This window comes from Enterococcus sp. DIV0213h, assembly GCF_051711285.1.
In the GTDB taxonomy this organism is placed as follows: Bacteria; Bacillota; Bacilli; order Lactobacillales; family Enterococcaceae; genus Enterococcus_D; species Enterococcus_D casseliflavus.
Genome location: NZ_JBIOMH010000001.1, coordinates 1,561,969 through 1,580,976 on the forward strand (window position 1 = coordinate 1,561,969; position 19,008 = coordinate 1,580,976).

General features: G+C 43.5%; 20 protein-coding genes. All 20 read left to right on the forward strand.

What is annotated here, in order from left to right:
* The first annotated feature begins 27 nt into the window (after positions 1-27).
* The 20 genes from IGI77_RS07040 to IGI77_RS07135 all read left to right on the forward strand — a co-directional run bounded on the left by IGI77_RS07040 (position 28) and on the right by IGI77_RS07135 (position 18,766).
* Positions 28-936, forward strand: a complete 909-nt coding sequence (locus IGI77_RS07040) for a diacylglycerol/lipid kinase family protein (protein WP_005225758.1) — start codon at positions 28-30, stop codon at positions 934-936.
* A gap of 96 nt (positions 937-1,032) precedes the next feature.
* Positions 1,033-1,566, forward strand: a complete 534-nt coding sequence (locus IGI77_RS07045; protein WP_005225759.1) for a GNAT family N-acetyltransferase — start codon at positions 1,033-1,035, stop codon at positions 1,564-1,566.
* 230 nt (positions 1,567-1,796) lie between these two features.
* On the forward strand, positions 1,797-4,571 hold the full coding sequence (locus tag IGI77_RS07050) for a sigma-54-dependent transcriptional regulator (protein ID WP_438770516.1): 2,775 nt from the start codon (positions 1,797-1,799) through the stop codon (positions 4,569-4,571).
* Positions 4,572-4,801: 230 nt separating this feature from the next.
* Positions 4,802-5,296 (forward strand): PTS system mannose/fructose/N-acetylgalactosamine-transporter subunit IIB, encoded by a 495-nt coding sequence (locus tag IGI77_RS07055; RefSeq protein WP_026008065.1) that lies wholly within the window; start codon positions 4,802-4,804, stop codon positions 5,294-5,296.
* A gap of 69 nt (positions 5,297-5,365) precedes the next feature.
* Positions 5,366-6,358, forward strand: coding sequence for a mannose/fructose/sorbose PTS transporter subunit IIA (locus IGI77_RS07060; protein WP_005225763.1), 993 nt, complete (start codon positions 5,366-5,368; stop codon positions 6,356-6,358).
* Between the two features lie 30 nt (positions 6,359-6,388).
* Positions 6,389-7,192, forward strand: coding sequence for a PTS mannose/fructose/sorbose transporter subunit IIC (locus tag IGI77_RS07065; RefSeq protein WP_005225764.1), 804 nt, complete (start codon positions 6,389-6,391; stop codon positions 7,190-7,192).
* 20 nt (positions 7,193-7,212) lie between these two features.
* Positions 7,213-8,124, forward strand: coding sequence for a PTS system mannose/fructose/sorbose family transporter subunit IID (locus IGI77_RS07070; protein WP_005225765.1), 912 nt, complete (start codon positions 7,213-7,215; stop codon positions 8,122-8,124).
* 114 nt (positions 8,125-8,238) lie between these two features.
* Positions 8,239-8,604, forward strand: a complete 366-nt coding sequence (locus IGI77_RS07075) for a DUF956 family protein (RefSeq protein ID WP_005225766.1) — start codon at positions 8,239-8,241, stop codon at positions 8,602-8,604.
* Between the two features lie 74 nt (positions 8,605-8,678).
* Positions 8,679-8,918 carry a GlsB/YeaQ/YmgE family stress response membrane protein gene (locus IGI77_RS07080; RefSeq protein WP_005225767.1) on the forward strand — a complete coding sequence of 80 codons (240 nt, stop codon included), beginning with the start codon at positions 8,679-8,681 and terminating at the stop codon, positions 8,916-8,918.
* A 217-nt stretch (positions 8,919-9,135) separates the two neighbouring features.
* Positions 9,136-10,200: a M24 family metallopeptidase gene (locus IGI77_RS07085; protein WP_005225769.1), complete on the forward strand. Its 1,065-nt coding sequence runs from the start codon at positions 9,136-9,138 to the stop codon at positions 10,198-10,200.
* A 209-nt stretch (positions 10,201-10,409) separates the two neighbouring features.
* Positions 10,410-10,835, forward strand: coding sequence for an Asp23/Gls24 family envelope stress response protein (locus IGI77_RS07090; protein WP_005225770.1), 426 nt, complete (start codon positions 10,410-10,412; stop codon positions 10,833-10,835).
* Positions 10,828-11,292: a transcription antitermination factor NusB gene (nusB, locus tag IGI77_RS07095; RefSeq protein ID WP_034858046.1), complete on the forward strand. Its 465-nt coding sequence runs from the start codon at positions 10,828-10,830 to the stop codon at positions 11,290-11,292. Before IGI77_RS07090 ends, nusB begins: the two co-directional genes overlap by 8 nt.
* A gap of 293 nt (positions 11,293-11,585) precedes the next feature.
* Complete coding sequence (locus tag IGI77_RS07100; protein ID WP_438769774.1) at positions 11,586-12,437, forward strand: bifunctional methylenetetrahydrofolate dehydrogenase/methenyltetrahydrofolate cyclohydrolase; 852 nt, start codon at positions 11,586-11,588, stop codon at positions 12,435-12,437.
* Positions 12,438-13,790: an exodeoxyribonuclease VII large subunit gene (gene xseA / locus IGI77_RS07105; protein WP_438769775.1), complete on the forward strand. Its 1,353-nt coding sequence runs from the start codon at positions 12,438-12,440 to the stop codon at positions 13,788-13,790.
* A complete protein-coding gene (locus tag IGI77_RS07110; RefSeq protein ID WP_005225774.1) occupies positions 13,771-13,992 on the forward strand; it encodes an exodeoxyribonuclease VII small subunit in 222 nt (73 codons plus the stop codon). The genes xseA and IGI77_RS07110 overlap by 20 nt, the downstream gene beginning before the upstream one ends.
* Complete coding sequence (locus IGI77_RS07115) at positions 13,989-14,885, forward strand: polyprenyl synthetase family protein (protein ID WP_081116532.1); 897 nt, start codon at positions 13,989-13,991, stop codon at positions 14,883-14,885. The genes IGI77_RS07110 and IGI77_RS07115 overlap by 4 nt, the downstream gene beginning before the upstream one ends.
* Positions 14,882-15,703, forward strand: coding sequence for a TlyA family RNA methyltransferase (locus IGI77_RS07120; protein ID WP_005225776.1), 822 nt, complete (start codon positions 14,882-14,884; stop codon positions 15,701-15,703). The genes IGI77_RS07115 and IGI77_RS07120 overlap by 4 nt, the downstream gene beginning before the upstream one ends.
* Positions 15,704-15,800: 97 nt before the next feature.
* On the forward strand, positions 15,801-16,250 hold the full coding sequence (gene argR / locus IGI77_RS07125) for an arginine repressor (RefSeq protein WP_005225777.1): 450 nt from the start codon (positions 15,801-15,803) through the stop codon (positions 16,248-16,250).
* Between the two features lie 15 nt (positions 16,251-16,265).
* On the forward strand, positions 16,266-17,939 hold the full coding sequence (gene recN, locus IGI77_RS07130) for a DNA repair protein RecN (RefSeq protein ID WP_016610293.1): 1,674 nt from the start codon (positions 16,266-16,268) through the stop codon (positions 17,937-17,939).
* A gap of 95 nt (positions 17,940-18,034) precedes the next feature.
* Positions 18,035-18,766, forward strand: a complete 732-nt coding sequence (locus IGI77_RS07135; protein ID WP_201290572.1) for an alpha/beta hydrolase — start codon at positions 18,035-18,037, stop codon at positions 18,764-18,766.
* Positions 18,767-19,008: the final 242 nt, after the last annotated feature.

A 19,008-nucleotide genomic window follows, 5' to 3' on the forward strand; every position in this document is an offset into this window, starting at 1 on the left:
AATGAACCCAAACAAGGAGGCTGTTTTATGAAAGCATTATTGATCGTCAATCCAAGCTCTGGTGGGGAACAGGCCCAAGAATATGAGCAGCTGGCAGAAGAAAAGCTGCGGGAAGCTTTTTCAGAAGTCGTGGTCAAGCATACCGAAAAAGAAGGAGATGCCACACGTTTTGCCTCTGAAGCGGCAGCAGATTTTGACAGTGTCTTTGCAATGGGCGGTGATGGTACCGTCAATGAAGCGGTCAATGGCTTAGCCCCTCATGACAAACGACCAAATTTTGGTTTCTTCCCGCTGGGAACAGTAAATGATTTAGCCAGAGCATTAGCGATTCCACTAGATCCTAAGGAAGCCATCGAATCATTTGCAGTGGATCACACCCGAAAAATCGATATTGGTCAGGTCAATCAAGACTATTTTACCAATGTGGTGGCGATCGGTATGATTCCAGCAGCGATCAACAACGTAGAGGTCGAAGAAAAAACCAAGCTGGGAAAAATGGCCTATTTTGTTTCTGGTCTGCGGGAAGTGCGGAAAAATGAAAGTCATCCGTTTGAAGTGACCGCCGAAAATAATGGCGAAAAAACGACGATCGCTGTGGAAAGCAGTACGATGATCGTTGGGTCATCCAATACGATCGGCGGTTTCGAATCTCTTTTGCCTAAAGCGAGTACCGATGACGGCAAATTACATCTGATCTACTTGAAGGATACGAATCTTTGGGAGACCGTCAAAAGTGTCCCAGAGCTTCTCAAAGGGGTGACAGAATCAAATGATGTTCTTGGCTATCAAACCTTTGATAAAGCTGCGATTCGTTTGACGGATGGGGCAACGATCGAAACAAATGTCGATGGTGATCCAGGACCTGAATTGCCAATCACAGTAGCGGTACTGCCACAGCATCTTACCGTGTATTGCGGAGCTGAAAAAGCCCGCTAAATCATTTATCACTAGGGAATGATCCGTCAAAAGCGGATTGTTTTTTTAGTTCAGAAAGAGTATACTGGGAAAAAATTTACTGAAAGAAGGGATTCTATGACGATACGTTCTGCCACGATTGCAGATGCCCAAGCCTTGACAGCGATCTATGCTTATTATGTAGAAAATACACCGATTACCTTTGAAACGGAGGTGCCATCGGTTCAAGAATTCGCGGAACGCATCGCCAAGACCTTGAAACGCTACCCGTATCTCGTTGCAGAAGAGGCTGGTGAAATCGTCGGTTATGCCTATGCGTCAGCTTATAAAGAACGGGCTGCGTACGATTGGACCGTTGAAGTAACCGTTTATTTAGCACCGGATGCCAAAGCAAAAGGGCTCGGCACCGCCCTTTATCAAGCGCTTGAAGAAAAATTAAAAGCGCAAAACGTGGTCAATCTGACTGCCTGCATTACAGGAGGCAATCAACAAAGCGAGGCTTTTCATGAGAAGCTTGGGTATCGGAAAGTTGCTGATTTTGCGCAGGTCGGCTATAAGTTCAATCAATGGCACGATGTGATTTGGATGCAAAAAGAACTGCAATGGTTTCCTGAAAAGGTACCAGCGTTCATTCCCAATGAAAAAGCCTAACGCATCCTGACTTTTGAATATCTTTTTTTGGCAAAATGCTTTATGCTGAGAGTAGCATGTGATAGGACGTTCTATTGCTCTTTCGAACAAAGTATTTTGCTTTTTCTGTGCGGAAAAAAAGTTGCTTTTTTATAGAAAAATGAGTAAAGTATTCAAGTGGAAAAAACAAGGAGGCGAAGCTGTTGGGCAAGCGAATCGAACGGATTTATCAATATATCGTCGAAAATACGATGAGCGGCTTAGGGGAAAAGAAAGGGTTGTCTACTTCAGAAGTTGCCGATCATTTAGCCATTCAGCGCAGTAATGCCAGTAAGGATTTAAATAAGCTTGTCAAAGAAGGGCGCGTCGAAAAAAGCGACTCGCGGCCTGTTCGCTACTGGGCGGCAGGGGTCGATCCCAGCAGTAGGGAAAAGTATGTGCCAAGCTACAAAGAAAGTCGCCCGCAAAGAGAAAAAGCCTTCCCTCAACGGGTACAAGGAAAACCCTCTGACCGAGATATTTTTGCGACGATCATCGGTGCCAACGGAAGTATGAAAAATGCCGTTGAGCAGGCGAAAGCAGCGATCTTGTATCCGCCAAAAGGGCTAAACTGCTTGATCACAGGGCCTACTGGTTCTGGGAAAACCTACTTTGCCCATGCAATGTTTCAGTTTGCCAAAAGCAATCAAGTAATTGCCGATGACAAAGAATTGATCGTCTTTAACTGTGCAGACTATGCAAATAACCCAGAGCTTTTGATGAGCCATTTGTTTGGTTATGTACGGGGGGCCTTTACGGGTGCCGATCAAGAGAAGATCGGTATTATTGATCAAGCGGATGAGAGTATGTTGTTTCTCGATGAGATCCATCGATTACCGCCAGAAGGGCAAGAAATGATTTTTTACTTTATGGACCATGGAACGTTTAGTCGTTTAGGGGAGACGGGCAAAAATCATCAAGCGAATGTCCGAATCGTTGGAGCGACTACCGAAGACCCCAACTCAACGCTATTAGATACCTTTACCCGACGCATTCCTATCAATATTCAACTGCCCTTCTTTGAGAAACGACCCGCATCAGAAAAAGTCGATCTCGTTCGGGTGTTAGTCGGGCAAGAGGCGTCCCGTATTCAGCGGACGATCACCTTGACAGAAGATGTAGTCAAAGCGTTAATCGGCAGTGTCAGTTTTGGGAATATCGGTCAATTGAAATCCAATGTCCAGCTCGTCTGTGCCCGAGGCTTTTTGAATCATATGCAACAAGATGAGATTGAGATCGATTTGATCGATTTGCCAGAAGGGATTCGTTCGGGATTGATCGTTTTGGGGAATCGCCGCAATGAGCTGGCGGAGCTTTCTAAGATCCTTGAACCGAAGATCAGCATTCAACCGAATCAAAACTTAAACAATATTCAATCAGATTCCTATGAATTGCCTTACAATCTCTACGACATCATCGGGGATAAAGCAGCCTTATTAAAAGCAGATGGTTTGGATCAAGAAGCAATCAATCATTTTATTTCAACCGATATCAATGTTCATTTGAAATCTTTTTATAAAGATCACGGCTTCTCTTTTAATTCTGTTAATAAACTAAGTGAATTTGTCGATCAGAAAGTGATCAGTGTAACAAATCAAATTTATGAGATGGTTCGGAAACGGTTAAATTACGATTTCCAGCAAAACTTTATTTACGCGATGAGTTTGCATATCAGTTCTTTTTTGAAAAAGATCCATTTGGGAGAAGAACGGCAAACCAACGACAACATTCGTCAAATGGTGGCGGATTACCCCCAAGAGTTCGAAGTTGCCAAAGAAGTCCGCGACTTCATCGGCGACAGCTTTCACGTGGCGATTCCTGAAAGTGAATCCTATTATTTGGCAGTTCTATTGGTTTCACTGCGTACGACACATTCCTCTGGGAAAATTGGTGTCGTTGTGGCAGCTCACGGCAACAGTACGGCTAGTAGTATGGTACAAGTAGTCAAGCAGCTGTTGGAAGTCGATCAAGTGACAGCGGTGGACATGCCATTAGATATGCCACCGGCTGTGGCGTTGAAAAAAATCGTGGATAGTGTACGAGCAGTCAATGACGGCAGTGGGGTGATACTCTTAGTCGATATGGGGTCCTTAGCGACCTTTAATAATGAAATCCAGCGAGAAACGGGTGTGGCTGTTCGAACAGTCGATATGGTGACTACCTCCATCGTCCTTGAGACGGTCCGTAAAGCATCAGTGATCGGCACGGACCTCGATCAGCTCTATGATTCATTACGGAAGTTCCGCGGATACGGAGCGGTCACTGTGGAAGAACCAGTGACACAAAACCACCACACTAAAGCGATTCTAGCGGTCTGCGCTTCGGGAAAAGGGACAGCGCAGCGCATCAAAGAATTGATCCAAAGCTCATTGTCAAAACGCCAAAATCAAAATGTTGACGTAGTGACCTTATCGGTGGCGGATCTGAGAACGGACTTGGATCAGATTCAACAGCGCTACCAGCTGATTGCCGCAACGGGGATCATTGATCCGCATATCGATGCACCGTTTATTTCATTAGAACGTTTTATCGACCAAGATGTTGATCTTTTGTTGGATGATATCTTATTGGAAAACGATTTGAGTTTTGAAGATGAAGTGCAGCTAGATGATCGGCAGGCAAAGGAAATCTGTGTTCGGTATTTAGAGGAAAACTTTACCTATATCAATGCGAAAAAAGTGGTAGAGCCGTTGTGGAAATTTGGCGAAGAGATCATTCACGATTTGGATTTGGTAGGGGCGCAGCAAGGCTTTCAGATCAATTTTGTGATGCATGGCGCAGGTATGCTGGAGCGGATCTTATTGCGTCAACCATTGACTGTTTCTGAAATTGATTTAGCAGCGATGGAGGAGAATCCTCTTTACGGCCAATTGCATGTGCATGTCCAATCATTTTCGCGCTTGATGAATATCGAAGTGCCGAAGACAGAAGAGTATTACCTGTTGGAGCTGATCAAAAACCATCACGAAAAAGAAATGTATTTTTAAATCCTGCAAATAATACAGATACACTAAAAAAAGATACAGTATTTTTTAGTGTATCTTTTTTAGTGTATTGTCCGAATGCTGATTCTTAAGGTTTTTTCAAGAATAGTGTATCGAAAAAACTTGGCACGCTTCTTGCTTCTATATAAGTGGATACAGGAGGTGATTGAAAAAAGAACAGATCCTCAATATGAAAAGCGGATCGATGGATGTAGGAGGCTTGCACAATGGGAATGGATATACGTCTTGCCCGAATCGACGATCGGTTGATTCATGGTCAGGTCGCCACAGCTTGGTCGAAAATGACTGGTATCAATCGAATCATCGTGGTCAGTGATGAGGTCGCAAATGACCAATTACGGAAGTTTCTCTTGAAAGAAGCTGCTCCACCAGGAATCAAATCCAATGTGGTGACAGTAGCAAAAATGCTTGAGGTGGCGCATAACACATTATTTAATACGCAAAAAGTCATGTTATTATTTACCAACCCTCAAGATGTCGTGACTCTGGTCAAAGGAGGCATTGACATTCGTTCCGTCAATATCGGCGGCATGAGCTTTTCAATGGGAAAACGGATGATCACTAATTTCGTGTCAGTCAATGATCAAGATCTTGCTTCGCTGCTTTATTTGCAAAATCAAGGCATAGAAGTAGAGATACGCAAAGTTCCAGCTGATCGTAAAATCTTTTTGAAGGATATTTTGGAAAAAGAAGGTAGTCACCCTTAATTTTTTCGATGTTGTTTTTTCTTTCGTATTCGTGTCACATTTTTCAATTTTGATATAGGAGGTAAAAAGATGGTAGGAATTATCCTAGCAAGTCATGGAGAATTTGCTAACGGCATTTTGCAATCTGGTTCAATGATCTTCGGCGAACAAGAAAATGTTAAAGCTGTTACATTGATGCCAAGTGAAGGTCCAGATGACATCAAGGCAAAAATGCAAGAAGCAATTGCTACATTTGACGATCAAGAAGAAGTATTATTCTTAGTTGATCTTTGGGGTGGTACTCCTTTCAACCAAGCAAACAGCTTGTTTGAAGATCACAAAGACAAATGGGCAATCGTTGCTGGTATGAATTTACCAATGGTGATCGAAGCCTATGCTTCACGTTTTTCAATGAACACTGCGCATGAAATCGCTGCGCACATCGTTGAAACAGCTAAAGAAGGGGTTAAGGTCAAACCAGAAGAGCTTGAACCAGAAGAAGCGACAGCACCAAAAGCTGTGCAAGACGATCAACCTAAAGGATCACTTCCTCCGGGAACTGTTCTAGGCGATGGCAAAATCAAAATCGTGCTTGCGCGTGTGGATTCTCGTTTGCTACATGGTCAAGTCGCTACAGCTTGGACAAAATCAGTCAATCCATCTCGGATCATCGTTGTTTCTGATGCAGTGGCAAAAGATGATTTGCGTAAAAAACTGATCGAACAAGCAGCTCCTCCAGGAGTAAAAGCGAACGTCATCCCAGTGGATAAAATGATCGAAGTTTCTAAAGACCCTCGTTTCGGGAATACGAAAGCTTTACTATTATTTGAAAACCCACAAGATGTGTTGCGTGCAGTTGAAGGTGGCGTTGACATCACTGAGGTGAACGTTGGTTCAATGGCTCACTCTGTTGGGAAAGTTGTTGTAAGTAAAGTATTGTCGATGGGTACGGACGATGTGAAGACATTTGAAGATCTAAAAGGACGCGGCATCAAATTCGATGTTCGTAAAGTGCCAAATGACTCTCGAGACAACATGGACGAAATCTTACGCAAAGCCAAAAATGAATTGGCGAATAAATAGAAACGTATTCAACTAAATAGGAGGTCTATCATGACTATTATATCTATGGTATTAGTAGTACTCGTTGCCTTTTTAGCTGGTATGGAAGGAATCTTGGATGAATTCCAATTCCATCAACCGCTAGTCGCGTGTACTTTGATCGGTTTAGTGACCGGTAATTTGGAAGCATGTATCATTTTGGGCGGATCATTACAAATGATCGCACTTGGATGGGCAAATATCGGTGCCGCTGTTGCACCTGATGCTGCATTGGCGTCTGTTGCATCTGCAATTATTTTAGTTTTAGGTGGACAAGGAACTGCTGGTGTTGATACAGCGATTGCCGTTGCGATCCCTCTAGCTGTTGCTGGTTTGTTCTTGACAATGATCGTTCGTACATTGGCTGTGCCAATCGTTCACTTTATGGATGCTGCTGCTGAAGAAGGCAACATTCGTAAAATCGAAATGTGGCATGTGATCGCTGTATGTATGCAAGGGGTTCGTATTGCGATTCCTGCAGCTGCATTATTGGCAATTCCTGCTGCAACTGTTCAAAACTTCTTAGAATCAATGCCTGCATGGTTAACTGATGGTATGGCTATCGGTGGTGGTATGGTTGTTGCCGTTGGTTATGCAATGGTTATCAATATGATGGCAACTCGTGAAGTATGGCCATTCTTCATTATCGGTTTCGTTATCGCAGCTATTTCTCAATTGACATTGATCGCTATCGGTGCTTTGGCAGTAGCAATCGCATTGATCTACTTGAACCTAACTAAAATGGGCGGATCATCAAATGGAGGCGGCGGCAGCAACACTGGCGACCCTCTAGGCGATATCTTGAATGACTATTAGAATCGAAGGAGGAGAAAAAAATGGCAGAAAAAATTCAATTAAATAAAAAAGATCGTTTAGCCGTAGCATGGCGCTCTACCTTCATTCAAGGTTCATGGAACTATGAACGTATGCAAAATGGTGGTTGGGCATTCTCAATGATTCCAGCAATCAAAAAATTATACAAAACAAAAGAAGACCGTGCCGCTGCATTGAAGCGTCACTTAGAATTCTTTAACACTCACCCATATATCGCATCGCCAATCTTAGGGGTAACATTAGCCTTAGAAGAAGAACGTGCCAATGGCGCGCCTGTTGATGACGTAGCGATCCAAGGGGTGAAAGTTGGGATGATGGGTCCTTTAGCCGGTGTCGGTGACCCTGTGTTCTGGTTTACTGTACGTCCGATGTTAGGTGCTCTAGGTGCTTCTCTTGCTTTAGCTGGAAACATCTTAGGTCCAATCATCTTCTTCGTTGCATGGAACATCATCCGTTGGGCATTTATGTGGTACACACAAGAATTCGGCTATCGTGCTGGTTCAAAAATCACTGATGACCTTTCAGGCGGATTGTTGCAAGATGTAACAAAAGGTGCTTCAATTTTAGGAATGTTCGTATTAGGGTCACTCGTTCAGCGTTGGGTATCGATCTCATTTGCGCCAGTTGTCTCAAGCGTACCGCTTGATGAAGGTGCTTATGTCGATTGGGCGAACTTGCCTTCTGGCTCTGCTGGTTTGCAACAAGCCTTCCAACAAGTTGCTGAAGGCCGTGCGTTGACTGATACAAAAGTAACAACATTGCAAAACAACTTGGATCAATTGATTCCTGGTCTAGCTGCACTATTGCTTACTTTATTATGTATGTGGTTATTGAAGAAAAAAGTTTCTCCAATCATCATTATTATCGGTCTATTCTTAGTCGGTATCGGTGGACACTTGATCGGATTGTTATAATCTTTTCAATGAAAGGTGCTTGGGGCAACCCAAGTACCTTTTTATTTATTCGCCAAACCTGCTGCAAACACGTATAATAAGATAATAAGACGATATAGAATGGAGTAAGCGCAAATGGTACAATCTCTTAATACAAAAGTGGATTTGACGATCGATGCTACGTCTTTTTTAGGGATCAATGAGTACGGCAAAATCATGATCGGCGATAAAGCCTTTGAGTTTTACAATGACCGTGACAAACGCAAGTTTATTCAGATCCCATGGGAAGATGTCGACTATGTGATCGCTTCGGTCATGTTCAAAGGCCGTTGGATACCACGCTATGCGATCCGCACCAAAAAGAATGGCACGTATACCTTCTCCTCAAAAGAACCAAAAAAAGTCTTGCGAGCGATTCGTGAATACGTCGATCCAGACCATATGGTGCATTCATTAGGCTTTTTTGATGTATTGAAACGAGCCTTCACTCGCAGAAAATAACAAGAGAGCATATATTTTTCCAATTGATTCTCAATATGGTACCCTTTTTATAAGAAAGTTTAGGAGGGGTTAGTATGCACTTTTTATGGACATTGATCGTAGGAGCGGTCATCGGTTCAATCGGTGGTGCCATTGCAGGCGAAAAACGCGGTTGTATTTTTGATATCGTTGCAGGACTTGTAGGCGCATCGATTGGTCAAGGCCTTTTTGGCACTTGGGGACCGCAAGTAGCAGGAATGGCCATCGTGCCAGCGATTATCGGTGCGGTCATTTTCGTGGCAGTCGTATCGTTCTTTTTGGGACGTAAAAGATAATTATCAAAAAAGCAATTCATTGATTGAATTGCTTTTTTTGTGCACGGAAGCCATCATTTAGAAGAGAACAACGAAAGATCACACGGCAGTCTTTTTAAAGTACTCTATCGTTTATTCATATTGCTTGATTTTTTAGAAAACTTTTCGCTTGCTTTCCGCTTTTTCTGGAAGTTTGTTATAATACTATCGTATAGAACAAGAAAGTAGGGAACGATACATGTTAAGAGTTGAAAAATTACGTGAAGCAATGAGAAAAGATTCGATTGATGGGTTCTTGATCACCAGCCCATACAATTTGCGTTACTTGACAAACTTTACTGGGACAACTGGTTTAGCAGTCATTACGTTGGACAAAGCTTTTTTTGTAACAGATTTCCGATATACAGAGCAAGCAGCTGCCCAAGCTCAAGGATTTGAGATCGTAAAAAATAGTGGACCGATTTTTGAAGAAGTTGCAACCATCTGCCAAAAGGAAGAAATCAATGTCTTAGCTTTTGAAGAAAGTTTCGTCAGCTTTGCTGAATACTCCGTCTTAGAAGACTTGATCGAGGAATCATCCCTTGCCCCTGTATCGGGGATGATCGAGGCTTTGCGGGAAGTCAAAGATGAGGAAGAGATCGCATTGATCCAACAAGCCTGTCATATCGCCGATCAAGGATTCGAACATATTTTGAAAATGGTCCGCCCAGGAATGACAGAAATCGAAGTAGCGAATCAGTTAGATTTCTTTATGCGTTCATTAGGTGCCACAAGCGTATCTTTTGAAACGATCGTTGCTAGTGGGCTGCGTTCAGCAATGCCCCATGGGGTTGCCAGTGAAAAAGTGATCGAACAAGGCGATCTGATCACGTTAGACTTTGGCTGTTACTATCAAGGCTATGTATCTGATATGACTAGAACCTTTGCAGTAGGAGATCCTGGCGATAAATTGAAGGAAATCTATCAAATCGTACTTGAAGCGCAAGAAAAAGTCTTGGCCGCAGCAAAACCTGGAATGACCGGAATTGAACTAGATGCGATCGCTCGGGATCATATTGCTTCCTTTGGCTACGGAGATGCCTTTGGTCATTCAACAGGCCATGGGATTGGTTTAGAGATCCACGAAGGACCAAATGTATCCTTCCGCGCTGATAAAGCATTTGTTGTCGGAAACGTCATTACAGATGAACCAGGGATCTATCTTCCAGGAATTGGCGGCGTTCGTATCGAAGATGATCTTTTGATCACCGAAACTGGTAATAAAGTGTTGACACATTCACCGAAAGAATTGATCATTCTCTGATTCATCGACCTTGTTTTTCAGAAAATTCATTGAGAATAGTGGGTTATTATAGATTCTCAGTGCAGAAAATGATAAACTTAGAGCGAGAAGAAACACTGTGCCATGGATGTTATTGATTGAATCAAGCGTTGGTTTGCTTCAAACGGAAAAAACGAGCGGTTTTTTTACAAACAATACGGTACAGCTGTTTAGAATGGAGGCAAAAACGTATGAATGAAGATAAAAACCTTGTATTAAATGCAAGTCCTGAATTAGGCGAGATCGTCATAGCACCAGAAGTGATCGAGATCATTATTGGGATCGCTGCTTCTAAAGTGGAAGGTGTCTATGGGATGCGAGGAACACTGGCAAACAGTGTCACTGAATTATTAGGTCGCGCAGCTCATGGCAAAGGGGTCTACTTAACGATCGATGAAACAGGGATCAAAGTGGACATCTATTGCTATATCACTTATGGGATGTCAGTGCCTAAAGTGGCAATGGAGATCCAAGAACGGGTCAAACAGCAAGTCTTATTTATGACAGATGTACAACTGGCTGAAGTAAATGTTCATGTTGTGGCAGTCGTGCCAGAAAAAGTAGATTTACCAGACATCGAAGAATTATTTGGAAACGATGAGGAAGAAAATGAGTAAAGAATTATCACGGCATGAAATACGGAAAATGGCGTTACAAGCTTTATTTCCACTAGACTTTAATAAAGATTTAACGAAACAAGATGCCATCATGCATGCCATCGAGTTGGAACACCATGAATTGATCGATGAAGAACAAGAGCATTTTGTGCCTGTTTATTTAGATCAATTAGTGGCAGGTGTCTGTCATTACAAAGAAGCCTTGGATGAAGTCATTCAAAATCATTTAAAAGCTGGTTGGAAAATCCAGCGTTTATCAAAAATGGACGTGACGATTTTACGAATTGCTTTGTATGAAATGATCTATGTGGATAATGTGCCGAATCGTGTGGCTTTGAATGAAGCGATCGAGTTAGCGAAAACTTTTAGTGATGATCAGTCCAGAAAGTTTGTCAACGGTATTTTATCGACAGTCAATCAAGAGCTAGAAACAAAAACCAACCAAGTAAGTGAGTAATTTTCAGCCCTAACACGATCGATCAAAAGAGATCAGCTTTTTTTCGATCGAGTCAGAAACCGAACGATTTATGAGCAACCGCCTTGTTTTGACGGTCCTGCTTGATCGTTCGGTTTTTTTGCACGCACTTTGTCGGTTTACCCTCGTTTTTTCCGAAAAAAGGGAGCCTTAGACGGTGTTTTTCTTTTCAGAAAATGCTATGATAGAAAACATGAAGAAGCATATCGATAAACGATTGGTGCGTTTCTTTTTACAAAATAAGTCCGTATAATCAGGTTGGAGGAGTTGTCAGAATGGGTACATTAATCAATGGAAAAGAATTGGCTGAAAAAATGCAAGCAGCGTTTCTTTCAGAGACAGCAACACTAAAAGAGCAGGGTGTGACACCGGGATTAGTTGTTTTGCTTGTTGGAGAAGACAAAGCAAGTCAGACTTATGTGAAAAATAAAGAACTAGCTGCGACGAAAATCGGCATCAATTCCCGTGTTGCCCGCTACCCTGAATCCATTACTGAGGCAGAATTATTAGCAGAAATCGAACAGTTCAATAACGATGATGCCTTTCATGGAATTTTGGTTCAACTTCCTTTGCCAAAACATATCAATGAAGAAAAAGTACTGTTAGCCATCAAACCTGAAAAAGATGTCGACGGCTTTCATCCAATCAATTTAGGAAAATTATTCGCAGGTGTACCTGACCGAATTCCTTGTACCCCTTATGGCATCATGAAAATGTTTGCTGCGTATGGGATCGAATTGGAAGGAAAAAATGCCTTAGTGATCGGTCGCAGCAACATTGTCGGAAAACCAATGGCGCACTTACTCTTGGGGGCAAATGCCACCGTGACTATTGCTCATTCAAAAACCAAAAATCTGCCCGAGTTGGCAAAACAAGCGGACATTTTAGTCGTGGCGATCGGCCGCGGTCATTTTGTCACAAAAGACTTCGTAAAAGAAGGGGCTGTGGTGATTGATGTTGGGATGAATCGTGATGCCAACGGCAAGTTGATCGGCGATGTGAAATTTGATGAAGTCGAACCGATCGCTAGCTATATCACACCGGTACCTAGAGGTGTAGGTCCAATGACGATCACGATGTTGATGGCCCAAACGATCGAGGCAGCAAAGGAGACAATGAAAAACTAAATGGCGCAAGAATATTTAACGGTAACCGCATTAACAAAATATATCAAGCGTAAGTTTGACGTCGATCCGTATCTAGAGCGGGTTTATTTGACGGGGGAGATCTCCAATTTTCGTCGTCGCCCCAATCACCAATACTTTAGTTTGAAGGATGATGGTGCAAAAATTTCGACCGTCATGTTCAAAGGCGCTTTTGACAAGTTGCGCTTTCAACCAGAAGAGGGCATGAAAGTCATGGCGGTTGGGCGTATCACTCTGTATGAGGCAAGCGGAAATTACCAGATGGTGATCGATCATATGGAACCAGACGGTGTCGGCGCTCTTTATCAAGCCTATGAACAATTAAAGCAGAAATTGGCAGCAGAAGGTTTATTTTCTGCACCGAAGCAGTCCTTGCCGAAATACCCGAAACGCATCGCAGTTTTGACCAGTCCTAGTGGGGCGGTGATCAGAGATATCATCACGACGACACAGCGGCGTTACCCCATTGCTCAGATCGTTTTGTATCCAACCGTGGTACAAGGCAATAAAGCTGCGGATGATGTGGTGAAAAATATCCAACGAGTCGAAGCCGATGGGACCTTTAATACTATGATCATCGGACGTGGGGGTGGATCGATCGAGGACCTCTGGCCTTTCAATGAAGAACGAGTGGCAAGAGCCATTTTTGATGCAAAAACCCCCATTATTTCTTCAGTGGGGCATGAAACCGATACGACGATTGCCGATTTAGTGGCGGATGTACGGGCGGCAACTCCGACCGCCGCTGCCGAATTAGCGGTGCCAGTGCTGTCGGAGGAGATTTTGCGGATCGAAGAAAGACAAGCCCGATTAGAGCAAGCATTTATGCACCAGATCCAGTACAAACAAGAACGCTATCAGCGAGTGATTGGATCGTATGTTTTTCGACAACCAGAGCGCTTGTATGAGGCACAGTCGATCAAACTCGATCAGTTGCAGCAGCGGATGCAGCAAGGCTTGCAAACCTTGCTTTATGACAAGGATCGCCAGGCACAGCAATTGATTTCACGGTTGGCCCAGCAACAACCAAAAGCGCGATTACAAGCCAGCAATCAAGAGGTCAGCTATCTTTCTCAACGCTTAACGAAAGCCATGAAAGATATTTATGCGGCAAAAGAAAATCAATTTGCAAATGCAGTCCAATCCCTTGATTTGTTAAGCCCACTAAAAATCATGGGACGCGGCTACAGCTATACCACGAAAAATGAGCAGGTGATCAAATCGATTGATGCGATCGAGCCAGAAGATCAGCTGACGATCCATTACCAAGATGGCCAAGCACTGGTCGAAGTTATTAGTACAGAAGGAGTTAATCATGGCAAATCCAACATTTGAAGAATCATTACAAGAATTAGAACAAATCGTAACCCGTTTGGAACAAGGTGATGTTCCATTGGAAGAAGCGTTAGATGCTTTTCAAAAAGGCATGGTTTTGAGCAAGCAATGCAAGGACACCTTGAGTAAAGCGGAAAAATCCTTAACAAAAATGATGACTGAATCCAATGAAGAAGTTCCCTTTGAAGAGGAAAGCCAATGAGTGCTTTGAAGGAATTTACGAAAGAACACGCCCCATTGATCGAAGAAGTTATGGAACGTTTTGTCAAAGAACACACTTCTGATCAACGACTATTTGAAAGCATGCAGTATTCGATCCAAGCTGGCGGCAAACGCATTCGCCCGCTTTTATTGGCAGCAACAGTCGCCGCTTTTCACAAACCCATCAATACCGCGGTGTACCAGTGTGCAGCAGCCCTAGAAATGGTGCATACGTATTCGCTGATCCATGATGATCTGCCAGCAATGGACAACGATGATCTGCGTCGAGGCAAACCCACCAACCATAAGGTTTTTGGTGAAGCTTTAGCGATTTTAGCTGGAGATGGTCTTTTGACGGCTGCGTTTCAATTAGTCGCTATGGCGGAAATCGAAGCCAATCAAAAAGTCTTGCTGCTGCAGCAGTTGAGTAAAGCAGCGGGCACGCAAGGGATGGTTGCCGGCCAAGCAGCTGATATTCAAGGGGAGAACCAAGCGCTTCGTCTTGAGGAGCTGATGTCAATCCATGAACGAAAGACTGGAGAATTGATCCGCTTTGCGGTGATTGCTGGTGGTGTCTTAGCCGACCAGACGGAAGAGGTTCTGCATGAATTGGATCGCTTTGCCCAGCATATTGGGTTAGCCTTTCAAATTCGCGACGATCTGTTAGATGCCACTAGTACGACCGAAGAGCTAGGCAAAGTTGTCCGCCGAGATGACGAGTTGGCGAAAAGTACCTATCCTGCTTTACTTGGCTTAGCAGGCGCGCAGCAAGCCTTGACTGAAGAATTGGGCAAAGCCAAAGAAATTCTGGCACAGTTAAGCCAATACGGTCAATTTACGCAGGATGTTTTATTAGCATTTGTGGAACGATTTGAGATTCGAGGGAACGCATGAAGAAAGAACGAGTAGATGTTTTAGCAGTCCAGCAAGGCCTCTTTGAGACCCGCGAGCAAGCCAAACGAGGAGTGATGGCTGGATTGGTGTACAAAGAAAAAAACAATGAGCGCCTAGATAAGCCTGGAGAAAAAATTGCCGCAGATACACTGCTGCAGATCAAAGGGAAGAAGCTGCCTTATGTTTCTCGTGGTGGTCTCAAGTTAGAAAAAGCACTCAAAGTTTTTGATTTTGACGTAACCGATAAAATCATGTTAGATATCGGCGCTTCCACCGGTGGCTTTACTGATGCGGCGTTGCAAAATGGCGCCAAAAAAAGCTATGCACTGGATGTCGGTTACAATCAGTTGGCATGGAAGCTGCGGCAAGATGAGCGAGTGATTGTAATGGAACGGGTCAACTTCCGTTATGCAAAACCAACAGACTTCCTGGATGGTCTTCCTGAAGCTGCTACGATCGATGTTTCTTTTATTTCACTTAAACTGATCTTACCTCCCCTTTATGATATTTTGGTAGCGGATGGCGAAGTGATGGCGCTGATCAAACCACAATTTGAAGCGGGCAAAGAAGCGGTCGGAAAAAATGGGATCGTTCGTGACCCCAAAACCCATGAACGAGTGTTGGAGGAAGTACTGGCATTCGCTAAGAAAACAAAATTCGATGTATTAAACCTAAGTTTTTCACCAATCACTGGTGGCGAAGGGAATATCGAGTTTATCGTACATTTAAAGAAAAGCCTGCAAGAAGGCACCGCAGCAGGGATCGACATCCCGAAAGTTGTTGCATCAGCACATGAGACCTTTCATCAGCCAAAATAAAGAATGGAAGAGAGTGGACATTTTACTTGTCGGCTCTCTTTCTTTCTTGCGCAAAATAGGATAAAATTAGTAGGAATTCATTCAGGAGGAACAAGAGATGAGAAAAAAAGAACGGCATCGCTTGATTACACGATTGTTAAGTGAACAAGATATTCAGAAACAAGAAGATTTTGTCGAGTTGTTAAAAGATCGCGGCGTCTCAGTCACACAAGCAACCATATCAAGGGATATCAAGGAATTGAAGTTAGTGAAAGTTCCTTCCCAAAAAGGCGGCTATCGCTATAGTATTCCACAAGAGACAACAGAAGACGTGAGTGGTAAACTAGATAAAATCCTAAAAACGGCGTTTGTTTCTGTCGATCGAATGGACAAATTTGTGATCCTGCGCACACTGCCTGGCAATGCTTCGGCTTTGGCGAATTTGATCGATAAGCGTTATGCCAAAGAATTATTTGGCACGCTAAACGATGATGACAACGTCTTGATGATCACTAGAACAGAAGCAGATACCGAGAACCTATTCAAGGATTTCCAACGTTACGTATAAAAGAGGAGGCAAGGGATGCTTTTAGAATTGTCGATCCAAAATTTTGCGATTATCTCCAACCTGCACCTGTCTTTTCATGAGGGGATGACGGCTCTAACAGGTGAAACAGGTGCTGGGAAATCAATCATTATCGATGCGATGGGCTTACTAGCAGGTGGCAGAGGATCCAGTGACTATTTGCGTCAAGGCGCAGAAAAATGCCGTTTGGAAGGGATTTTTGAATGGCCGAATCAGCAGGAGTTCAAAGAGCTGACCGCAGATCTGGGTATTGATGAAGAGGAAGTTCTGATCGTACAACGGGATATCTCTCAATCGGGTAAAACTATTTGTCGTGTTAATGGTCGAACTGTTACCTTGTCGGTTTTGCGCCAAATCGGCTTGTTTTTAGTTGATATCCAAGGACAAAATGAGCATCAAGAGCTGCTGCAGCCAGAAAAACATTTGGCGTTGATGGATGGTTTTGGAGATGATGCCTTTAAAGCGGAACTTGCAAGTTACCGTCAAGCCTATCAAGCCTATCGCTCCTTAGAAAAACATGTGCGGACCATTCAAGAAAATGAACAGCTCTATGTGCAGCGAATGGACATGCTGCGTTTTCAACAAGAAGAGATCGCCCAAGCGGAATTGATGGAAAATGAAGAAGAGCAGCTGATCGATGAACGAGAAAAACTGACCAATTATCAAAAAATCGTGGATGCTCTAGGGCAAAGCTATGGCGCTCTATCCGCCGAAGAAGTTAATAGCCTAGATGGAGTCAGTGTGGCATTATCAGAGATCCAGTCGATCGCCCATCTTGATCCTGCGTATGAAAAAATCAGTGAAGCGATCCAAAGTGCGTACTACCTGTTGCAAGATGCAGCCACTGATATTTCGCGGCAAGTCGACAACCTTGAATTAGATGAAGGCCGACTGGAAGAAGTCATTTCACGGCTGGAAACGATTCGTCAATTGAAGCGCAAATACGGGGAGTCAATTCCTGTGATTCTTGCTTATTATGACGAGATCAGCAAAGAAATCAGCGAATCAGCCTATACGGAAGGTCAGTTGGAGCAATTAGAAGAAGAGCTTGCCCAAAAAGCTGAAGCAGTTTGGCAGCTGGCGGAAGCCTTGCACGTCAAACGACGTGAATTGGCTCATCGTTTAGAAAAAGAAATCGTTCAAGAGTTAAAAGAGCTGTATATGGAGCACGCGCAATTTGAAGTACGGTTTGCATCTGGCTCAAAACAATTAAGCAGCAGCGGCTTTGATACCGTGGAGTTTTATTTGACCACCAACCCCGGTGAAGGCATGAAACCGTTAGTGCGAGTTGCTTCTGGAGGAGAGCTTTCCCGAATCTTATTAGCGCTTAAATCGATTTTCTCCCGCAAGCAAGGAATCACTAGTATTGTCTTTGATGAGGTGGATACTGGGGTCAGTGGCCGAGTAGCTCAGGCGATCGCCGAAAAAATCGCCAAGATCGCTGCGAATTCGCAAGTCTTGTGTATCACCCACTTGCCGCAAGTAGCGGCTGTGGCGGACAATCAATATTTTATCGAAAAAGCAATACAAGAAGGTCGGACAGAAACCCATGTCCGTAAATTATCAGAAGAAGAACGAGTGGCTGAGATCGCCCGTATGCTCTCAGGTGCAGAAATCACCGATTTAACGATTGAACATGCACGAGAACTATTGGCGCTGGCTCACCGATAAAAATTGGAAACACTTATAGAAAGATTCAGGAGATGATGGACCCGCAAGTTTCGTCTGCCATCCTTTCCTGATCTTCTTTTTTGCAGGAGGACATGATGAGAAAAAGAACAAAAGTCTTGATCGGTGTATTGATCACCGTCGTTATTTTAATTATTGCCGGTTGGGTCGGTTGGCAACAACTGCATTACCCAGCAGTGGATGCTGCAGTTACAGCTGCGAAAGAGGCAGATGATGAGGGAAATGTCCTCTATTTTGCTGGAGATGAAGAAAAGCCTTTGGTTATTTTCTATCCTGGTGCGCTTGTCGATGCCGAAAGCTATAGTGTATGGGCAGCAGGTTTAGCGGAAAAAGGCTATTCTGTAGCAATCGTTAAAATGCCCTTTAACATGGCTGTTTTAGCAGGCAATCGTGCAGAAGAGGTCTTGAAAGAAATTCCCCATAGCTCCTATGTCATTGGCGGTCATTCATTAGGTGGCGTCATGGCAAGCCGTTTTGCAGCGAATCAGTTGGCTGAAAACGACAACGAGTTAAAAGGCGTCTTTTTCTTTGCTAGTTACCCAGATGAAAAAGGATCCTTAGCTGATCAATCGATTGCTGTGTTGTCACTCTCAGGCAGTCAAGACCAAGTAGTGAATCAAGAAAATTGGCAAGCTGCCCGCAGCCTCCTTCCAGAAACTACGACGTTCCAAACGATCGAAGGCGGCAATCATGCTGGCTTTGGTACCTATGGGTTACAAAAAGGAGAAGCAGCAGCGGATCTACCAAATGAAGCACAGCAAGAAGCCATCATTGAGCAGATGGCAGCATGGTTAAGTGAATTAGAATAAAAAAAGACGGCAGAAGATGCATAGGAATGCTTCTTTCTGCCGTTTCGATTCAACAGACATTTTGGGGAAATGTTGATGAAATCGTGAAAACGCTGAACATAACAACATATTGTACTTGATTGGGGAAGCAAGATTAATAATTATGTTCTTTTTAAAATACGTTTCCTCTCACAGTATAGCACAGCATACCTTCTGGATGCACGTAATTTAATTAAGAAATCTTGTCATTTTATTTACAAAAT

What these genes read in the sequence shown, in the direction of transcription:
- IGI77_RS07040 (WP_005225758.1), top strand. Translation starts at nt 28, where the DNA reads ATGAAAGCATTATTGATCGTCAATCCAAGCTCTGGTGGGGAACAGGCC.
- IGI77_RS07045 (WP_005225759.1), top strand. Translation starts at nt 1,033, where the DNA reads ATGACGATACGTTCTGCCACGATTGCAGATGCCCAAGCCTTGACAGCG.
- IGI77_RS07050 (WP_438770516.1), top strand. Translation starts at nt 1,797, where the DNA reads ATGAGCGGCTTAGGGGAAAAGAAAGGGTTGTCTACTTCAGAAGTTGCC.
- IGI77_RS07055 (WP_026008065.1), top strand. Translation starts at nt 4,802, where the DNA reads ATGGATATACGTCTTGCCCGAATCGACGATCGGTTGATTCATGGTCAG.
- IGI77_RS07060 (WP_005225763.1), top strand. Translation starts at nt 5,366, where the DNA reads ATGGTAGGAATTATCCTAGCAAGTCATGGAGAATTTGCTAACGGCATT.
- IGI77_RS07065 (WP_005225764.1), top strand. Translation starts at nt 6,389, where the DNA reads ATGACTATTATATCTATGGTATTAGTAGTACTCGTTGCCTTTTTAGCT.
- IGI77_RS07070 (WP_005225765.1), top strand. Translation starts at nt 7,213, where the DNA reads ATGGCAGAAAAAATTCAATTAAATAAAAAAGATCGTTTAGCCGTAGCA.
- IGI77_RS07075 (WP_005225766.1), top strand. Translation starts at nt 8,239, where the DNA reads ATGGTACAATCTCTTAATACAAAAGTGGATTTGACGATCGATGCTACG.
- IGI77_RS07080 (WP_005225767.1), top strand. Translation starts at nt 8,679, where the DNA reads ATGCACTTTTTATGGACATTGATCGTAGGAGCGGTCATCGGTTCAATC.
- IGI77_RS07085 (WP_005225769.1), top strand. Translation starts at nt 9,136, where the DNA reads ATGTTAAGAGTTGAAAAATTACGTGAAGCAATGAGAAAAGATTCGATT.
- IGI77_RS07090 (WP_005225770.1), top strand. Translation starts at nt 10,410, where the DNA reads ATGAATGAAGATAAAAACCTTGTATTAAATGCAAGTCCTGAATTAGGC.
- nusB (WP_034858046.1), top strand. Translation starts at nt 10,828, where the DNA reads ATGAGTAAAGAATTATCACGGCATGAAATACGGAAAATGGCGTTACAA.
- IGI77_RS07100 (WP_438769774.1), top strand. Translation starts at nt 11,586, where the DNA reads ATGGGTACATTAATCAATGGAAAAGAATTGGCTGAAAAAATGCAAGCA.
- xseA (WP_438769775.1), top strand. Translation starts at nt 12,438, where the DNA reads ATGGCGCAAGAATATTTAACGGTAACCGCATTAACAAAATATATCAAG.
- IGI77_RS07110 (WP_005225774.1), top strand. Translation starts at nt 13,771, where the DNA reads ATGGCAAATCCAACATTTGAAGAATCATTACAAGAATTAGAACAAATC.
- IGI77_RS07115 (WP_081116532.1), top strand. Translation starts at nt 13,989, where the DNA reads ATGAGTGCTTTGAAGGAATTTACGAAAGAACACGCCCCATTGATCGAA.
- IGI77_RS07120 (WP_005225776.1), top strand. Translation starts at nt 14,882, where the DNA reads ATGAAGAAAGAACGAGTAGATGTTTTAGCAGTCCAGCAAGGCCTCTTT.
- argR (WP_005225777.1), top strand. Translation starts at nt 15,801, where the DNA reads ATGAGAAAAAAAGAACGGCATCGCTTGATTACACGATTGTTAAGTGAA.
- recN (WP_016610293.1), top strand. Translation starts at nt 16,266, where the DNA reads ATGCTTTTAGAATTGTCGATCCAAAATTTTGCGATTATCTCCAACCTG.
- IGI77_RS07135 (WP_201290572.1), top strand. Translation starts at nt 18,035, where the DNA reads ATGAGAAAAAGAACAAAAGTCTTGATCGGTGTATTGATCACCGTCGTT.